Genomic DNA, 16,137 nt, shown 5'->3' on the forward strand with positions numbered 1-16,137 from the left:
GAGGGTACGCCGGCGGCTAGGGCGCGCCAGTTTCGCTCCAGTGCTTGCGCAGGCTCGCTGCCGCCTCGATCCGCGCCTTGCGCAGCCATTCGCCCACCGCCGGACCGGACAGGCCCCTGGCCACCGCCTGGCCGGCGGTGACGGCCAGCATGGCCTCGTGCAAGGCCAGCAGGCGACGGCCTTGCGGGTAGTCGTCCTCCTGCCGGCCCAGGCGGCCGCGGCTGTCGGCTTCGCAGACCAGGGCCAGCTGGCGGATGCGTTCGGGCTTGCGGAAGCCGTCGCAGCGCGCGACCAGGTCGTGCACGGTGTCCGCACGCAGTTCGTCCAGGCGATGCACGTTCAGGTGCTCGCGGCAGGCGATCTCGGCGGCGGCGGCATACTCGGCCGGCACCTTCAGGCGGGCGCAGACCGCGCGCAGCGGCCGCACGCCGCTGTGTTCGTGGCCGATATGGCGCGGTAGTTGGTCTTTCGGCGTCAGTGCCTTGCCCAGGTCGTGGGTGAGGGCGGCAAACCCGACCAGGGCATCGCCCGGGGCCAACCGCGCCGCCATGTCCAGCACCAGGCACAGGTGCTCGCCGGTGTCCACTTCCGGGTGGTATTCCGGCCGCTGCGGCACGCCGAACAGCGCGTCCACTTCCGGCAGCAGCCTCGCCAGCGCGCCGCAGTCGCGCAGCAGGCGGAGCGCGGCGGAGGGCTGTGGCTCCTCTAGGGCCTTGCGCAGCTCCTGCCAGACCCGTTCGGCGACCAGGTGGTCCGCCTCGCCGGCGACGACCATGTCGCGCATCAGCTGCAGGGTTTCCGGCGCCACCGTGAAGCCCAGCGGCGCGAAGCGGGCCATGAAGCGGGCCGCGCGCAGGATCCGCACCGGGTCCTCGGCGAAGGCCGGCGAGACATGCCGCAGCACCCGCGCCTGGATGTCGCGGACGCCGCCGTAGGGGTCCACCAGGCTGCCGTCCTCGGCCTGGGCGATGGCATTGACGGTGAAGTCTCGCCGGGCCAGGTCCTGTTCCAGGGTGACGTCGGGCGCGGCGTGGAAGCTGAAACCGTGGTAGCCGGGCGCGGTCTTGCGCTCGGTGCGCGCCAGGGCGTACTCCTCCCTCGTTTGCGGATGCAGGAACACCGGGAAGTCGCGGCCCACCGGCAGGTAACCGGCGCGGATCATTTCCTGCGGCGTGCTGCCCACCACCACCCAGTCGCGGTCGCCTTCGGGCCGGCCCAGCAGCCGGTCGCGTACCGCGCCGCCGACCAGGTAGGCGCGCATGCTTCAGCGGACCGACCGGTAGCGCGCGTAGCGCGACTGCTTGTCGGTGGCATGGCCGAGGATGGCCGGCAGCATCGCCCCGACCCGGGTCGGCTCGATGCCGAGCCGGTGCAGACCGTCCACGCCGCCGACCGAATCGGTCAGCAGCGAACGGAAGTTGTCCGAGGAGAAGGGCTTGCCCGGCACGAAGTCGAACACGAAGCCCTGCAGCCTGCCCAGCGCGTCCGGCAGCGGCAGCACCCAGCGGCGCAGGCCGAGCTGGCGCGCGGTCATGCGGACGATTTCGGCCAGGGTGAAAGTCTCCTGCCCGTACAGCTCGTAGACCTGGCCGTGGCTGGCCCGGTTGCCCAGGCAGCGCACGAAGGCCTCGACCACGTCACCGACGTACACCGGCGCGAACCGCGCCCGGGCCCGGGCCAGCGGCAGTACCGGCGCCAGCCGCAGCAGCGCCGCGAACCGGCAGAAGAAACCGTCGCCCGGCCCGAAGATCACCGAGGGTTCGAAGATGGTCCAGTCCAGGCCGGAAGCCTTGACCGCCGCCTCGGCTTCGCCGCGCGACTTCAGGTAATGGCTGTGGCCGCGGCCGGCATTGAGCGAGCTCATCTGCAGCAGGCGACGCACGCCGGCCAGCTTCATCGCCGCGATCACCAGCTTGGTCAGCTCGACGTGCACGCGGCGGAAGCCGCGACCGTTGTCGCCGCGCTCGTTGAGGATGCCGACCAGGTTGATCACCGCGTCGGCGCCGGCGAAGGCCTGCTGCAGCGCGGTCGGGTCGTAGACGTCCAGCTCGCGCAGTTCCACGCCGGGCGGCAACAGGCGGTCGCTGTGCGTGGCCAGGTTGCGGCTGAGCAGGACGATCCGGTGACCGTCGCGGGCCAGCCGGGACACCAGGTGGCGGCCGACGAAGCCGGTGCCGCCGAGGATGACGAGCGTTTGCGGAGTCATGGCGCGGTGGGCGTGGCGGGTTCCGGGTCGGTGCGGCAGGCGAAAGGCTTGCGCCTGCCGGCGGGGTCGATGCGGCCCAGCATCCGGTCGGTGACCGGGATGGCGCGGCCTTCCAGGCGCCAATCGTAGATGACGCTGAAGGCCAGCACGCGGGCGACGTATTCGCGGGTCTCGCGGTAGGTCAGGGTCTCGATCCAGAAATCGGGCTCGACGTTGGGCCGGTCGCGGTTCCAGCGCGCCACCGGTCCGGGCCCGGCATTGTAGGCGGCTATGGCCTTGTAGGCGACTCCATGCTCGTCCAGCATGTGGCGCAGGTGGGCGATGCCCAGCACCAGGTTGGTTTCCGGGTCGTAGAGGCTGGCGATGCCACTGTAGGCGATGCCCAGCTTGGCGGCGGTGTGCCGGGCGGTGGAGGGCAGCAGCTGCATCAGGCCGCGGGCGTCGGCGTGCGAACGCGCACGCGGCATGAAGGCGCTTTCGGCGCGGATCTGCGCCGCCACCCAGGCCGGATCCAGGTCGTTGCGCTTGGCTTCACGGCGCAGCACGTTCTCGTGGTGCAGGGGGAAGCGCAGCGAGTAGTAGCGCAGGTCCTCGGGCGTATCGCCGATGAAGAACACCGCCCGGTCGTACCAGCGGGCGTCGCCGGCGAAGGCGATGGCGATCTTGCGTTCGGCCGGCGACAGGGTGCGCATCAGTGCGCGCCATTCGATGCTTGCCAGCGGCAGGCGATCGATCGTGAACAGTTCCAGCGCGCGTGCCAGGCCCGGATCCTCGGCCACGCGCTGGCGCAGCTCGGGGTCGTCGCTCGGTTCCAGCGGGCACAGCGCATAGGGCTGGCCGAGCCGGTCGGCGGCCAGGAAGCCGTGGAAGCTGGCATGGCGCGCCGCCTTGGCCAGCACCGCCTTGGCCTCGTCGGGCCGGCCAAGGCGCTCCAGGTGGCGGGCCTCGAACCACAGCCAGCGCGGGTCCTCGCGCATGTGCGCCGGCATGGCGCGGATCGCCTGCAGGGCGGTAGCGTCGTCGCGCCGGTTCATGGCCTCACGCACCCGCCATTCGTGCAGGCGCTCGTCGTAGGCGGAAGCCGGCACGGCGGCCAGGCGTTCGGCGCTGCGCGGCAGGTAGCTGGCCACGGTCCACAGGGCGATCTGGTAGAGCACGCGGGCTCGCTGGGCCTCGTCCAGGTCCAGCACCGGCGCCAGCGCGGCCAGACGGGTTTCGGCGCCGTCCGGCGAACGGCGCGCCAGCCGGGCCAGGCCCTCGGTGGCGACGGCGCGGCTGCGCGCATCCTTCGGCCAGCCGCCGGCGAGGTCGTGCGGTTCGTCCACGAAGTCGGCGTAGCTGCGGGCCAGCGCGGCCTGCTCGGCCGGCAGGCCGCCGGCCAGCCAGCGCGCCAAGCCGGTCTGGCCGGCCAGCAGGGCGCCCTCGAGGCGCTGCCAGCGCAGTTCCTGGCCGATGCCGCCGCGTGCCTGCAGGGTCCTGAAGGGCGCGTCACAGGCATCGGGCAGGCTGTGCGGCGTCACCCAGAGCGCGCGGGCATCGGCCAGCCAAGCTTCGCCGCTCTCGCCGGTCGCCAGGCGCGCCGCCAGGTGCTGGCAACGGCGCAGTTCGCTGTCGCCTTCGGCGGGCGTGTATTCGGCGAGGAAGGTCTGCCAATCGCCACGGCGGGCCAGCTCGTCGAGCCAGGCCGCACGCAGCCAGTCGGCGGCCGGCTCGCCGGCGAGGCGATGCAGCAAGGCGCGGACCTCGCTGGTGCGGGCCGCGCCCAGACGTTTGCGCTGGTTGGTCGCCTCGACCCAGCCGCGCAGCGGGTGGTCGGAGATCCGGGCGAGGTCCTGTACGCTGAGCTGCCCCTGCTCGGCCAGGCGAAAGGCCTCGAGAATGGCCGGGCGCTGCCGCGAGAGGTCCGGCGGTTCCGGGGTATCGGCGCCGGCAGGGCCGGACAGGCAAAGGCAGAGCAGGCAGAGCAGGCAGAACGCGAGGCGGCACATGCGATCGAGTGTAGCCCATGGCTGATACGGCCCCGATTCCGCGGGAGCACTCGTCTTGAGCCTGTCCTGGCTGATTTTCCTCGGGCTTGGCGCCTTCACCGGCCTCAGCGCCGGCCTGCTCGGCATCGGCGGCGGGCTGGTGCTGGTGGCGGCCCTGGTGTGGCTGTTGCCCGGCCTGGGCGTACCGGCCGACCAGGCGGTGCACGTGGCCCTGGCCACGGCTCTGGCCAGCATCGTTTTCACCGGCCTGTCTTCGGCCCGTTCCCACCACCTGCGCGGCAGCGTGCTGTGGCCGACCGTGGCCTGGCTGGTGCCGGGCCTGTTGCTGGGCGGCTGGCTGGGCAGCCTGCTGGCGACGCGCCTGCAGGGCGAGGCCCTGCGCTGGTTCATCGCCGCCTACTGTTACCTGGCGGCCCTGCAGATGGCCCTGGACTGGCCGAAGTCGCGAGCCGAACGCGGCGACGCTCCGCGCGGCCCCGGCTACAGCCTGGCCGGAGCCGGCATCGGCGCCGTCTCTGCCCTGGTCGGCATCGGCGGCGGCAGCATGACCGTGCCGCTGCTGGTCTGGCGTGGGGTCCGGCCGGTACGGGCGGTGGGAACCTCCAGTGCCTGTGGCGTCGCCATCGCCCTGGCCAGTGCCGCCGGTTACGCCAGCCACGGCCCGACGGAAGGGCTGCCGCCGGGCAGCTGGGGTTATGTCTACCTGCCGGCCGCCCTGGGCATCGCCCTGGCTTCGGTGCTGACCGCCCCTCTTGGCACCCGGCTGGCACACTGGCTCAGCGGGCCGGCCCTGCGGCGGGTGTTCGCGGCCTTCCTGGTCCTGGTGGGCAGCAGCGTCCTGCTGGGCTGAGCGGCGTCGGGTCGCCACCCCCAAGGTAAGTATCACTAACACGGACAGCGATATTCCGGCTTGCCGGTTCTTTACCCTTTTTTTACAAGGGGAGGGCCGGCGCACAGGGGGAACGACGCCGGCACCGACCTTCTTTGGGGAACAACATGAAGACCTTGCGCATTTCCCGCCTGGGCATGGCGGTCCGTGGTGCCCTGCTGCTGGCCTGTCTTCCCGGCCTGGCCCTGGCCCAGCAGGCCAGCGACGACGTGAAGACCCTCGACCGCGTGGAAGTCACCGGTACCCGCATCAAGACCTCCGAGGCCGAGGGGCTGGTGCCCGTGCAGCGGCTCAGCCGCGAGGACATCGACCGCACCGGCCTGACCTCGATCGGAGACATCATCCAGGCACTGACCGGCTCCGGCTCGGCGCTCAACACCAAGTTCAATTCCAGCGGCAACTTCGGCTTCCCGGCCGACGGTTCCGGCGTCGGTGCCGGCTCGGCGCAGGTGGACCTGCGCCACCTCGGCTCCAAGCGCGTCCTGGTGTTGGTGGACGGCGTGCGCTGGGTCAACGAATCGTCCGCGTCGGGCGTCGGCGCCTCCACCGACCTGAACACCATTCCGCTGGCCATCGTCGAGCGCATCGAGGTGCTGGAGGACGGCGCTTCCTCGCTGTACGGCTCCGACGCCATCGCCGGCGTCGTCAACATCATCACCCGGCGCGACTACGAAGGCATGCAGCTGCGGACGCAGCTTGGGCAGTACGACGAGGGCGACGGCTTCTCCAAGGGCCTGGATTTCGCCTGGGGCCGCTCCGGCGCCCGTTCCAACTTCTTCCTCGGCCTGAGCTGGACCGACCAGGACGAGGTGTTCTCGCGCGACCGTGCCCAGTCCAGCTTCCCTAAGCCGGGAACCGGCCTGGCCTTCGGCAGTTCGGCCACGCCCACCGGCCGCTTCATCTTCGAAGACCCGAACACCGGCGTGGTGCACGACATCACGCCCAACGATGGCGCCAGCAGCCCGGTCTACGACGGCAGCATCCTGGACTGCAACCGCACCGACGATTACCACTGCTTCAGCACCGCCGACCGTTTCAACTTCTCCCAGTACAACCTGTTGCTGACGCCCTCCGAGCGCTACGGCGCCTTCGGCCAGTTCCGCTTCGAGTTCAACGAACGCACCAGCGGTTACGTCAAGCTGCTGTACAACCGGCGCGAGTCCATGAACCAGGCCGCGCCCGAGCCGATTTTCCTCGGCCCGGAGGCCGGCACCGGCAACCCCCTGGCGGACAACATCGTCATTTCCGCGCTCAACCCCTACAACCCGTTCGGCTTCGACCTGGATTCCTCCACCAACCTGATCCTGATCGGCCGCCGGCCGGTCGAGGGCGGACCGCGGCAGTTCTTCCAGGACGTGGATACCTGGTATCTGGGCGGCGGCCTGGAAGGCCTGTGGGACGTCGGCTCGCGCACGCTGTTCTGGGACGTGAACGTGGCCTTCAGCAACAACAAGGCCAGGCAGACCAACTACGGCAGCTACAACATCTTCAACATCGCCCTGGCCCTGGGCGATCCGGCCGCCTGCGCGGCGGTGGCCGGCTGCGTGCCGCTGAACATCTTCGGCGGCCCCGGCACCATCACGCCGGAGATGCTGGCCTGGATCCAGCCGGTGGTGCGCGACCGCAGCGAGAACGAGCTGGCCCTGTTCACCGCCAACCTGTCCGGCACCCTGTTCGACAACTGGGCCGGTCCGGTGGATTTCGCTGCCGGTCTCGAACATCGCCGCCTGGAAGGCTGGTACGAGCCGGACCCGCTGACCGTCATCGGCCATTACAACGGCGTTCCCTCGCTGCCGACCCGCGGCGAGTACGACGTCAGCGAGCTCTATTTCGAAGCCAATGTGCCGCTGATGGCGGAGAACGACCAAGGCAGCCGTCTCGACCTGACCCTCGCCGGCCGCTACTCCGACTACTCCACCGGCGTCTCCGAGTTCACCCCCAAGGTCGGCTTGCGCTGGCAGGTGGTGGACGAGCTGGTGCTGCGCGCCAGCTACGCCGAAGGCCTGCGCGCCGCTTCGATCGGCGAACTGTACGGTTCGGCCAGCCGGTTCGACCGCGAGATGGTGGATCCGTGCTCGCTGGGGCCGAACGGCGAACCGCCGGCGAACCCGGCCAACTGCGCCGCCCTGGGCGTACCGGCCGGCTACACCCAGCCCAATCCGCAGATCTCGGTGACCACCGGCGGCAACCCGGACCTCGACCCGGAGAAGTCGGACAGCTATGCCTTGGGCATGATCTGGAGTCCCTCCTTCCTGGCCGACTCGGCCGCCGCCGAGCGGGTGGACTTCGAGATCACCTATTACCGGCATGAAGTCGAAGGCGCCATCCAGGCGATAGACGCGCAGGTGCAACTGGACCTGTGCGTGGCCACGCTCGATCCGATCTACTGCAACGGCATCACCCGCGCGCCCACCGGCGGCATCAACGGCTTCAACAATCGCCTGACCAACCTCGGCGTGATCAAGACCGACGGCTGGGACATCGACCTGATCTGGGTGTTCCCGGAGGGGCGCTGGGGCAAGTTCGCCGCCGCCTGGCGCAACACCCTGGTCGGCGAGTACGAAGCGGTGGGCGCGGCCGGCCAGCCGCAGCCGCAGGGCCCGGGCATCGAGGTGGCCGACAGCGGCATCCCGGAATGGACCTCGAGCTTCACGCTGGACTGGAAGCTCGGAGCCTGGAACGCGGCCTGGGGCATCCGCCACATCAGCGAACTGCGCGAAAGCTGCAGCGGCGCGGCCGGCTTCCCGGTCTGCTCCGATCCCGCCAACAACACCAACCGCCTGCCGGCCACCACCTACCACGACGTGCAGCTGGGCTATCGCTTCGACTGGATGGACGGTTTCCAGCTGAGCTTCGGCGTCAACAACCTGTTCGACGAGGACCCGCCGATCTGCCTGTCCTGCTCGCTCAACGGCTACGACGCCTCCACCTACGACATCCCGGGCGGGCGCTTCTACTACGTTCGCGCCCAGCTCGATTTCTGAGCCGCGCAGCGGTGATACCTTCAGGCCGGCGGTTCCCCGCCGGCCTTCTTTTTCCCCGCCTGGGTTCCCATCGTCGCGCCCCTTCGCCGCTGCGGCCGGGTCGGGGAAAAGTCGGGGAAAAACCTGGCAAGGGGCGGCGGCGCTCAGTTCCTGCGGGGAGAGAGTTCCACGGCAACCGCCAGATGGTCGGAGCCTGCGGCGGGCACGGCGCGGTAGTCGTGCACCTCGAAGCCGCCGGTCAGCACGTGGTCCAGGCAGCGCCGCGGCGCCCAGCTCGGGAAGGTGCGGATGCGCTCGGCCGGCGGTTCCAGCGAGGTCTGCCGGTACAGCGGCCGCATCTCCGGGGCGTCGGCATCGCAGTTGAAATCGCCCATCAGCACCAGGCGCGGATAGTCGGACAGCAGTTCGGCCAGGAAGGACAGTTGCAGCTGGCGCGAACGCGCGCCCAGCGACAGGTGCGTGACCGCCAGGTGCCAAGCCTGCTCGCCCTCGCCGAAGCGCGCCAGCAGCACGCCGCGGCCGGCGATGCGCCCGGGCAGGGCGTAGTCCAGCAGCTCGACCGGCTCCAGCTTGCTCAGCAGGGCATTGCCACTGCCCGCGATGCGGGACACGCGCCGGTTCGGCTGGTGGCTCCAGTAGGGAAAGCGGGCCGTTTCGGCCAGGTAGTCGGCCTGGTTGGTGAACCCCGAACGCAGACTGCCGGGATCGCTTTCCTGCAGGCCGACCAGATCGAAATCACGCACCAGTTCGGCCAGGCTGTCCAGGTTCAGGCGCTTGCCGTTGGGCAGGACGTGCGCCCAGCTGCGGGTCACGTAGTCGGCGTAGGCGCGCGTGCTCGATCCGGCCTGGATGTTGGCGCTGAGCAGGCGCAGGCGGTCGGGCATCGCGGTCATGCGGGAATGGTGCGTCCGCCTCCCGGCCGGGACAAGGGGCCGACAGGAAAAGGGCCGCCTGCGCGGCCCCGTTGCTCGGCCCGGTGGCGGCCGCTCAGAAGCCGGCCGGTGCGTTGCCGCGCTCGCGCGCGACCAGCCAGTCCACGGTATCGAGCAGGCCCTGCATGCCGCGGTCGCGGGTGGCGGTGGCCCGGTACTTGCCGGCGACGATCATGGTTGGCGTGGCGCTGACGCCAGTGCGCAGGCCGAACTGGCGGGCGCGGTTGACCTTGCCGGTGACCGCGAAGCTGCGCATGGTCGAAAGGAAAGTACCGCGGTCGGCGCCCTGCGCGGCGTACCAGTCGGCGATCTCCTCCTCCGAACCGCTCTGGAAGCGGCGCTCGACCAGAACGGCCTGGAACATCGCGTCATGGGTACGGTCCAGCAGGCCCATGGCTTCGGCGGCGAAGTAGCCGCGGGCGAAGTTGTCGATGGCGCCGCCGAAGGCGGCCGGCACATAGACGAAGCGCACATCGGCCGGCAGCTTCGCTTTCCAGGTGTTGACGTGCGGCTGCAGGTTGGCGCAGTGGATGCAGGTGTAGGAAAACACCTCGGCCACTTCGATGCCGTCACCGCCGGCATAGGTCGGTTGCGGAGTCGGCAGCACTTCGTAGTCCACGCCCTCGCGCGGCGGTGGGCCGCTGGGCGGGGGGATGTCGGCGACGGCGCCGTCCGCCGGAGCTCCGGCTTCCGCGGCGGGCGCCTCGGCGCCGGCGGCCTCGTCGGCCTGGGCGTCGGCGTCACCGGCGGGGGCGGCGTCCTCGACCGGACCATTGTCTCCGGCCGGGGCGGTGTCCTCGGTTGCCGCCGCCGGGGCGCTGGTTTCGGGTGCCGGCGCGACGGGCTGCGCATCGGGGGCGGCGGGCTCGCGGCCGCACCCGACCAGGAGCAGGGCCAGCAGGGCGATCGCAAGCAGGCGCTTCATCGTCTACTCCTTCGCGCCCTGGGCGACCGCGCCGGCCTCGGCCGCGTCGGCGATGTGATGCAGGCCCTCGGCAAAACTGGCCAGGGCCTGGATTTCCTCGTCGGTGAGACGGGCGGCGACGCCGGCCATCACCGCGTTGGCCCGGTCACCCTGGCCCCAGACCTGGCCGTCGCGGAAGGCCTTCAGCTGCAGCGCCGTGTAGGCGGCGTGCTGGCCGGCGATGGCCGGGTAGGTGCCCGGCACGCCGGCGCCGGCCGGCCCGTGGCAGGCCTGGCAGGCGGGGATGCCGCGGTCGGCGTCGCCGGAGCGCCAGAGCGCCTGGCCGACTTCGTAGAACTTGCGGCCGGCGTTGGGACCGTCGGCGATCACGCTGTCGTCGGCAACGCCCGGCAGCGCCTTCTGGCTGGCGTAATGGGCGCCGATGTCGCGCATGTCCTGCGCGCTCAGGGTGGCGGCGAAGCCCAGCATGATCGCGTTCTGGCGCTCGCCGCTCTTGAACAGGGCCAGCTGGCGGGCGATGTACTGCTCGTGCTGGCCGGCCAGCTTCGGGTACTGCGGGTCGGCAGCGTTGCCGTCCATGCCGTGGCAGGCGGCGCAGACCGCGGCCTTGGCGGCGCCGGCGGCGGCATCGCCCCAGGTGGCCGGGGAGTCGTCGGTTTCCAGGGCGGTGACCGGGGCCGGCTCGGCCTCGGGAGCGGCCGACACCGTGGCGGCTTCCTGGGCCATGACCGGGGCCACGGCCAGGGCGGCGGCCACACCGAGGATGCGCGAGAACTTCATGGGCTGCTCCGGAACGCTCGAAAATCCAATGGGAAAGGGGCGATGCGGCGTGCGCACGCAAGGCGCGGATTATCCCTTCGGCCGGCCGGACGGGTCAATTGAAGTGCGTCGGCACACGGCCCGGGCTGGTCAGGGCGCCTGCGAGTGGCCATGCTGACGCCCTTGCCGGCCCACGCCCGGCCCGTGCCCGCTCCGGAAGACCATGCCCAACCCGCTTGCCCGCGCCAGGTACCTGACTTCGGTGCACCAGCTGCGCCAGCTGCCGCCCGACGCCGGCCGGGAGGTGGCCTTCGCCGGCCGTTCCAACGCCGGCAAGTCCAGCGCGCTCAACGCCCTCGCCGGCCAGGGTGGCCTGGCCCGGGTCTCGAAGACGCCGGGCCGCACCCAGGCGCTGAACTACTTCGCGCTGGGCGAGGGCCGTTGCCTGGTGGATCTGCCCGGTTACGGTTATGCCAAGGTGCCCGAGGCGATGCGCGAGGCCTGGGGCCGGGTCATCGACGGTTACTTCCGCCAGCGCCGCTCGCTGGTCGGCCTGGTGGTGGTGATGGACGTCCGCCATCCGCTGCGCGACTACGACCGGCAGATGCTCGACTACGCCGCCGCCCGCGGGCTGCCCGCCCATTGTCTGTTGACCAAGGCCGACAAGCTCGGTCGCGGCGAGCAGGCGAAGGTGCTGGCGGCGGTTCGCAGGGAGCTAGGCGATGCCGCCAGTGCGCAGCTGTTCTCGGCGGAAACGAAGCTGGGTGTGCCGGAAGCGCGGGACGTGCTGCTGCGCTGGCTGGAGCTCGAGCCCGCCGGTGACGCCGCGCCAGTCGCCCCGGATTCGCCGCGCTGAGCCCGGCTGGCCTCGTGGCGCCGGCCGTGCCGGCAGGGCTCAGTCGCGCAGCCGCGGGTCCATCCAGGCCCGCAGGCCGTCCACCAGGGCGTTGATCAGCACGATCGCCGCGCCGATCGTCAGCACCACGCCCAGCACCAGGGTGTAGTCGCGGTTGAGCGCGCCCTGGACGAAGTAACGGCCGACGCCGGGGATGCCGAACACCTGTTCGACCACCGCCGAGCCGCTGACCACGTTGATCAGGGCCGGGCTCAGCCAGGCCACCACCGGCAGCAGGCCGGGCCGCAGCGCGTGCACCAGCAGCAGGCGGGCGCCGCCGACGCCGCGGCCGCGGGCGGCCTGAAGATAGTCGGCGCCCAGGACCTCCAGCAGCGAGGCCCGGGTCAGCCGCGCGCAATAGGCCAGGTTGGGCAGGGCCAGGGCGATCACCGGCAGCACCATGCTGCGCCAGCTGCCGTCCCAGCCGCCGGCGGGCAACCAGCCCAGCACGACGGCAAAGGCCAGGATCAGCAGCGGCGCCGCCACGAATTTCGGTATCGCCAGCCCCAGGCCGGCGCCGAACATCAGCAGGCGATCGGTCATGCGCCCGGCCCGCAGCGCCGCCCACAGGCCCAGCGGAATCCCCAGGCCCAGCGCCAGCACCAGCGCCGCCACGCCATTGAGCAGCGAGATCGGGAAGGCCGCCGCCAGCAGCTCGTTGACGCTGTAGTCGGGGTACTGGAAGGAAGGGCCGAGGTCGCCGCGCAGCACGTCGGCCAGCCAGTGCCCGTACTGCGCCGGCAACGGCTGGTCGAGGCGGTAGCGCTCCGCCAGCGCCGCCTCGACCTCTGGCGGCACCGTCTTCTCGCTGTCGAATGGCCCGCCCGGCGCCGCGCGCAGCAGCAGGAAACACAGCGTCGCCAGCAGCCACAGCGTGAACAGCGCTTCCAGGGCGCGGGCGGCAAGCAGGCGGGCGGCGGGCATGCGCGGACTTTGCCCAAGCGCCCCGGCGCTGTCACCCTTGCCGCGGGGAGGGCGACGATGGCGCGGACGAAGTTTCGCCAGCAGGTCCTGCACACAGCCGGCGGCGAGCTGGCGGTGGCGGCCAGCTATCTGCTGGCCTGGCTGTTCGCGCCCTGGCTTCCCGACGGCGTGCTGCTGGCCCTGGTGGTGGCGGTGCTGCTGCAGCTGTGGTTCCCGGCGGCCCTGCTGGGGGCAGTGACGCCACGCGGCTTCCGCGGAGTGTTCTGGTGTGTGTTCGGGCACCTGGCCGTGTTCGCGCTGATGGCCTACGTGGCTTCGGCCGGCGGACGGGTGATGCCGGACTGGTGGAGCCTGGCCCTGGCCCAGGGCCCACTGCTGTTGCGCAACCTGCTGCGCCTGAGCCGGCCGGCACACGAGAAACCGGTGTACTGGCTGGAGGCCCTGGGGCCCCTGCTGCTGATCATCCCCGCCGTGCTCGGCGGGATCGTGCTCGACCTGCTGCTGCCCGACCTCGGCCTGGCCGGCCGCGAGATCCGCTTCGAGCACTACGCGCCGCTGGAAACCGGGCACCTCAAGTTTGCGCTGATGGCGGGTTGCAGCTACTTCGCCACCTATGCCGTCGCCCGTACCGCCTGGGAGCGGTGGCTGGGCCGGCGCTAGTCGCGCAGGCGCAGGAATCGGCTCGGGTGCCGGTCCAGGGGGTTGGCCTCGAAGCCTTCGACCTCCGGTCGCACCAGGTGCTTGGAGGTGTAGAAGTACAAAGGTACCAGCGCGTGCGCCTGCAGCAGCCGCGCCTCGGCGGCCCGCAGGGCGCCGGCGCGCTGCTCCAGCGTGGCGGCGGCATCGGCCTGCGCCAGCAGCGCGTCGAACTCGGGATCGACGTAACCGCTCCAGTTGTTGGCGCCTTCACTGTGGAACAGCTGCAGGAAGTCGCGGGCATCGTCCACGTCGGCGATCCAGCCGCCGCGGAAGGCCTGGGTGATCAGGCCCTGGCGGCGGTTGCCGACGAAGACCTTCCATTCCTCGTTGCGCAGGCTGACGCGCGCGCCCAGCACCTCCCGCCACATCGCCGCCACCGCCAGGGCCAGGCGCCGGTGCGGGGTCGAGGTGTTGTAGCGCAGCTCGATCTGCAGCGGCCGCTCGCGCGAATAGCCGGCCTGCGCGTACAGCGCGCGGGCGCGCGCCTCGCGTTCGGCCTGCGTACCCTGCGCCCATTCGGGTGATGGCGGCTCGTAGCCGGCAATGCCCGGCGGCACCACGCCGAAGGCCGGCGCTTCGCCCAGTCCGGTGACGTGGCGGGTGAGGACGTCGCGGTCCACCGCCAGCGACAGCGCCTCGCGCAGCAGTGGTTGCTCGCGCAGCGGCGGCCGGCGCAGGTTCAGTCCCAGCCAGAAGCTGCCCAGGTAGGGGCTGATGCGCAGCTGCCCGCCGAAGCGTTCGCGCAGCGAGGCCAGCGGCTGCGGCGGCACGGTTTCGGTGATGTGCAGGTCGCCGGCCTCGAAGCGGCGCAGCTCGCTGGCGGCATCCTCGGTGACGTGGAAGCGCACTTCCGGGATCGGCGCCGGTTCCCGGAAATGCGGATTGCGCTCCAGCACGATGTGCGCCTGCGGCAACCACTCCTTGAGCCGGTAGGCGCCGTTGCCGATCAGCCGGCCGGGCCGGGTGTGGCGGGCGCCGAAGGCATCCACCGCCGGCAGGTAGACGGGGTAGGCGATCGGCAGCACGAGCAGCCGCGGCAGGTCCAGGCTGCGCTGCAGCCGGAACAGCACGGTGCCGGGGTCGGGCGCCTCGATCGTGCGGACGGCATCGAAGTGGTGGGCATGAGGCGCGGCGGTCGCCGGCTCCAGCGCCCGCCTGAACGAGGCGACCACCTGGCCGGCGTCCAGCGGCTCGCCGTTGGACCAGCGCAGGTCTTTCCGCAGCCGGAAGGTCCAGGTGCGGCCATCGGCCGAGACCTCCCAGCTTTCCGCCATGCCCGGGATCAGCCGGCCGGCGCCGTCCTCGGCCACCAGGCCTTCGTAGATGTCGCGCAGGATGTTGGCGCAGGCCACTTCCGGACAGCGGTGCGCGTCCAGGGTCGAGGGCTCGGGGCCGTTGCCACGGTCCAGCCGTTCGGCGCCGGCCATCACCGCCCCGGAACAGAGCAGGGCGGCCAGCAGGACGCCGGTGGGCAGGGCGCGGGTTAGCATTCGCATCCCCGCGATGGTACCCAAGGCAGGCCCCGTGTCCGGACCCAGCAGCGCCAAGGACAGCCCGATCAGCGACCGGCGCGAGCTGGTCGAGTTCCTGGAGGCCGGCTGCAAGCCTGTGCCGGATTGGCGGATCGGCACCGAACACGAGAAGTTCGGCTTCCGGCTCGACGACCTGCGTCCGCCGGCCTGGGAAGGCGAGCGCGGCATCGAGGCCTTGCTGCGCGGCCTGACCCGCTTTGGCTGGCAGGGCCATGAAGAGCACGGCAGGCTGATCGCCCTGTCCAAGGACGGTGCCTCGGTGACCCTGGAGCCGGCCGGCCAGCTGGAGCTTTCCGGCGCGCCCCTGGAAACCATCCACCAGACCTGTTGCGAGACCCGCAGCCACCTGCGCGAGGTGAAGGCGGTGGGCGACGAGTTGGGTCTGGGTTTCCTCGGCATGGGTTTCCAGCCCAAGTGGCGGCGCGAGGACATGCCCTGGATGCCCAAGGGCCGCTACCGGATCATGCGCCGCTACATGCCCAGCCGCGGCAGGCTAGGCCTGGACATGATGACCCGCACCTGCACCGTGCAGGTGAACCTCGACTTCGCCGACGAGGCGGACATGGTGCGCAAGTTCCGGGTCGGCCTGGCCCTGCAGCCGGTGGCCACCGCCCTGTTCGCCGATTCGCCCTTCACCGAGGGCCGGCCCAACGGTTACCTCAGCTATCGCTCGCACGTGTGGTCGGACACCGATCCCGATCGCACCGGCATGCTCGATTTCGTCTTCGAGGACGGATTCGGTTTCGAGCGTTACGTGGACTACCTGCTCGACGTGCCGATGTACTTCAGCTACCGCGACGGCGAGTACCTGGACCTGGCCGGGCGCAGCTTCCGCAAGTTCCTGCGCGGCCAGCTGGAGGAGCTGCCCGGCCGGCTGCCGACCCTGCGCGACTGGGCCGACCACATGACCACCGCCTTCCCGGAAGTGCGGCTGAAGCGTTATCTGGAGATGCGTGGCGCCGACGGCGGCCCCTGGAACCGGATCTGTGCCCTGCCGGCGCTGTGGGTGGGACTGCTGTACGACGACGCGGCCCTGGACGCGGCCTGGGATCTGGTGAAGGACTTCAGCCGCGAGGAGCGCCACGCCCTTCGCGACGGCGTGCCCAAACACGGGTTGAAGTTGCCGTTCCGGCGCGGCACGGTCCGCGAGCTGGCCCTGGAGGTGCTGAAGATCGCCGGCACCGGCCTGGCCCGGCGCGACCGCCGCAACGATTCCGGGGCCAGCGAGGCGGTGTTCCTGGAACCGCTGCTGGAGTTCGCCCAGGCCAACCAGACGCCGGCCGAACGCAAGCTGGAGCTGTTCCACGGGCCCTGGGGCGGCAGCGTGGACCCGGTCTTCCGCGAGTTCGCCTACTGAGTTCCCGCAGCGGCGAGGCCTTCTCCCCGCCGGTCCGCAAGGACGGT

13 protein-coding genes are annotated in these 16,137 nt (G+C 71.2%); 5 read left to right on the forward strand and 8 right to left on the reverse strand.

Annotation, left to right across the window (positions count from 1 at the left end):
- Nucleotides 1–16: 16 nt before the first annotated feature.
- From F0415_RS11440 to F0415_RS11450, 3 genes are read right to left on the reverse strand one after another with little or no spacing between them, the layout of a single operon-like run.
- Nucleotides 17–1,261 (reverse strand): multifunctional CCA addition/repair protein, encoded by a 1,245-nt coding sequence (locus F0415_RS11440; protein ID WP_149861355.1) that lies wholly within the window; start codon nucleotides 1,259–1,261, stop codon nucleotides 17–19.
- A gap of 3 nt (nucleotides 1,262–1,264) precedes the next feature.
- Nucleotides 1,265–2,206: a complex I NDUFA9 subunit family protein gene (locus F0415_RS11445; RefSeq protein ID WP_149861356.1), complete on the reverse strand. Its 942-nt coding sequence runs from the start codon at nucleotides 2,204–2,206 to the stop codon at nucleotides 1,265–1,267.
- The gene (locus tag F0415_RS11450; RefSeq protein ID WP_188310374.1) at nucleotides 2,203–4,194 is read right to left on the reverse strand and encodes a transglycosylase SLT domain-containing protein; all 1,992 of its coding nucleotides are present in this window, start codon (nucleotides 4,192–4,194) and stop codon (nucleotides 2,203–2,205) included. The genes F0415_RS11445 and F0415_RS11450 overlap by 4 nt, the downstream gene beginning before the upstream one ends.
- A gap of 55 nt (nucleotides 4,195–4,249) precedes the next feature.
- On the opposite strand from F0415_RS11450, the gene F0415_RS11455 reads away from it, so the two are divergent.
- Together F0415_RS11455 and F0415_RS11460 are read left to right on the forward strand one after the other, a co-directional pair.
- Complete coding sequence (locus F0415_RS11455; RefSeq protein ID WP_246149952.1) at nucleotides 4,250–5,044, forward strand: sulfite exporter TauE/SafE family protein; 795 nt, start codon at nucleotides 4,250–4,252, stop codon at nucleotides 5,042–5,044.
- A 146-nt stretch (nucleotides 5,045–5,190) separates the two neighbouring features.
- Nucleotides 5,191–8,067, forward strand: a complete 2,877-nt coding sequence (locus F0415_RS11460; protein WP_149861358.1) for a TonB-dependent receptor — start codon at nucleotides 5,191–5,193, stop codon at nucleotides 8,065–8,067.
- A gap of 143 nt (nucleotides 8,068–8,210) precedes the next feature.
- Here the strand turns inward: F0415_RS11460 and F0415_RS11465 are convergent, their stop codons facing one another.
- From F0415_RS11465 to F0415_RS11475, 3 genes are all read right to left on the reverse strand, one after another.
- A complete protein-coding gene (locus F0415_RS11465; RefSeq protein ID WP_149861359.1) occupies nucleotides 8,211–8,960 on the reverse strand; it encodes an endonuclease/exonuclease/phosphatase family protein in 750 nt (249 codons plus the stop codon).
- Between the two features lie 94 nt (nucleotides 8,961–9,054).
- Nucleotides 9,055–9,924 (reverse strand): thiol:disulfide interchange protein DsbA/DsbL, encoded by an 870-nt coding sequence (locus F0415_RS11470; RefSeq protein WP_149861360.1) that lies wholly within the window; start codon nucleotides 9,922–9,924, stop codon nucleotides 9,055–9,057.
- 3 nt (nucleotides 9,925–9,927) lie between these two features.
- A complete protein-coding gene (locus F0415_RS11475; protein ID WP_149861361.1) occupies nucleotides 9,928–10,704 on the reverse strand; it encodes a c-type cytochrome in 777 nt (258 codons plus the stop codon).
- A 202-nt stretch (nucleotides 10,705–10,906) separates the two neighbouring features.
- Between F0415_RS11475 and yihA the strand changes: the two genes are divergently transcribed.
- On the forward strand, nucleotides 10,907–11,539 hold the full coding sequence (gene yihA, locus F0415_RS11480; RefSeq protein WP_149861362.1) for a ribosome biogenesis GTP-binding protein YihA/YsxC: 633 nt from the start codon (nucleotides 10,907–10,909) through the stop codon (nucleotides 11,537–11,539).
- 39 nt (nucleotides 11,540–11,578) lie between these two features.
- Here the strand turns inward: yihA and F0415_RS11485 are convergent, their stop codons facing one another.
- Nucleotides 11,579–12,502: an ABC transporter permease gene (locus F0415_RS11485; RefSeq protein WP_149861363.1), complete on the reverse strand. Its 924-nt coding sequence runs from the start codon at nucleotides 12,500–12,502 to the stop codon at nucleotides 11,579–11,581.
- 57 nt (nucleotides 12,503–12,559) lie between these two features.
- On the opposite strand from F0415_RS11485, the gene F0415_RS11490 reads away from it, so the two are divergent.
- A complete protein-coding gene (locus tag F0415_RS11490) occupies nucleotides 12,560–13,162 on the forward strand; it encodes a hypothetical protein (protein WP_149861364.1) in 603 nt (200 codons plus the stop codon).
- Here F0415_RS11490 and F0415_RS11495 read toward each other — a convergent pair.
- On the reverse strand, nucleotides 13,159–14,691 hold the full coding sequence (locus F0415_RS11495) for a peptide ABC transporter substrate-binding protein (protein ID WP_188310375.1): 1,533 nt from the start codon (nucleotides 14,689–14,691) through the stop codon (nucleotides 13,159–13,161). The two genes, F0415_RS11490 and F0415_RS11495, sit on opposite strands and share 4 nt — an antisense overlap.
- Before the next feature lie 13 nt (nucleotides 14,692–14,704).
- Between F0415_RS11495 and F0415_RS11500 the strand changes: the two genes are divergently transcribed.
- Complete coding sequence (locus F0415_RS11500) at nucleotides 14,705–16,090, forward strand: glutamate--cysteine ligase (RefSeq protein WP_425457846.1); 1,386 nt, start codon at nucleotides 14,705–14,707, stop codon at nucleotides 16,088–16,090.
- The last annotated feature ends 47 nt before the right edge of the window (nucleotides 16,091–16,137 follow it).

This window comes from Arenimonas fontis, from assembly GCF_008386465.1.
GTDB classification, from domain to species: Bacteria; Pseudomonadota; Gammaproteobacteria; order Xanthomonadales; family Xanthomonadaceae; genus Arenimonas; species Arenimonas fontis.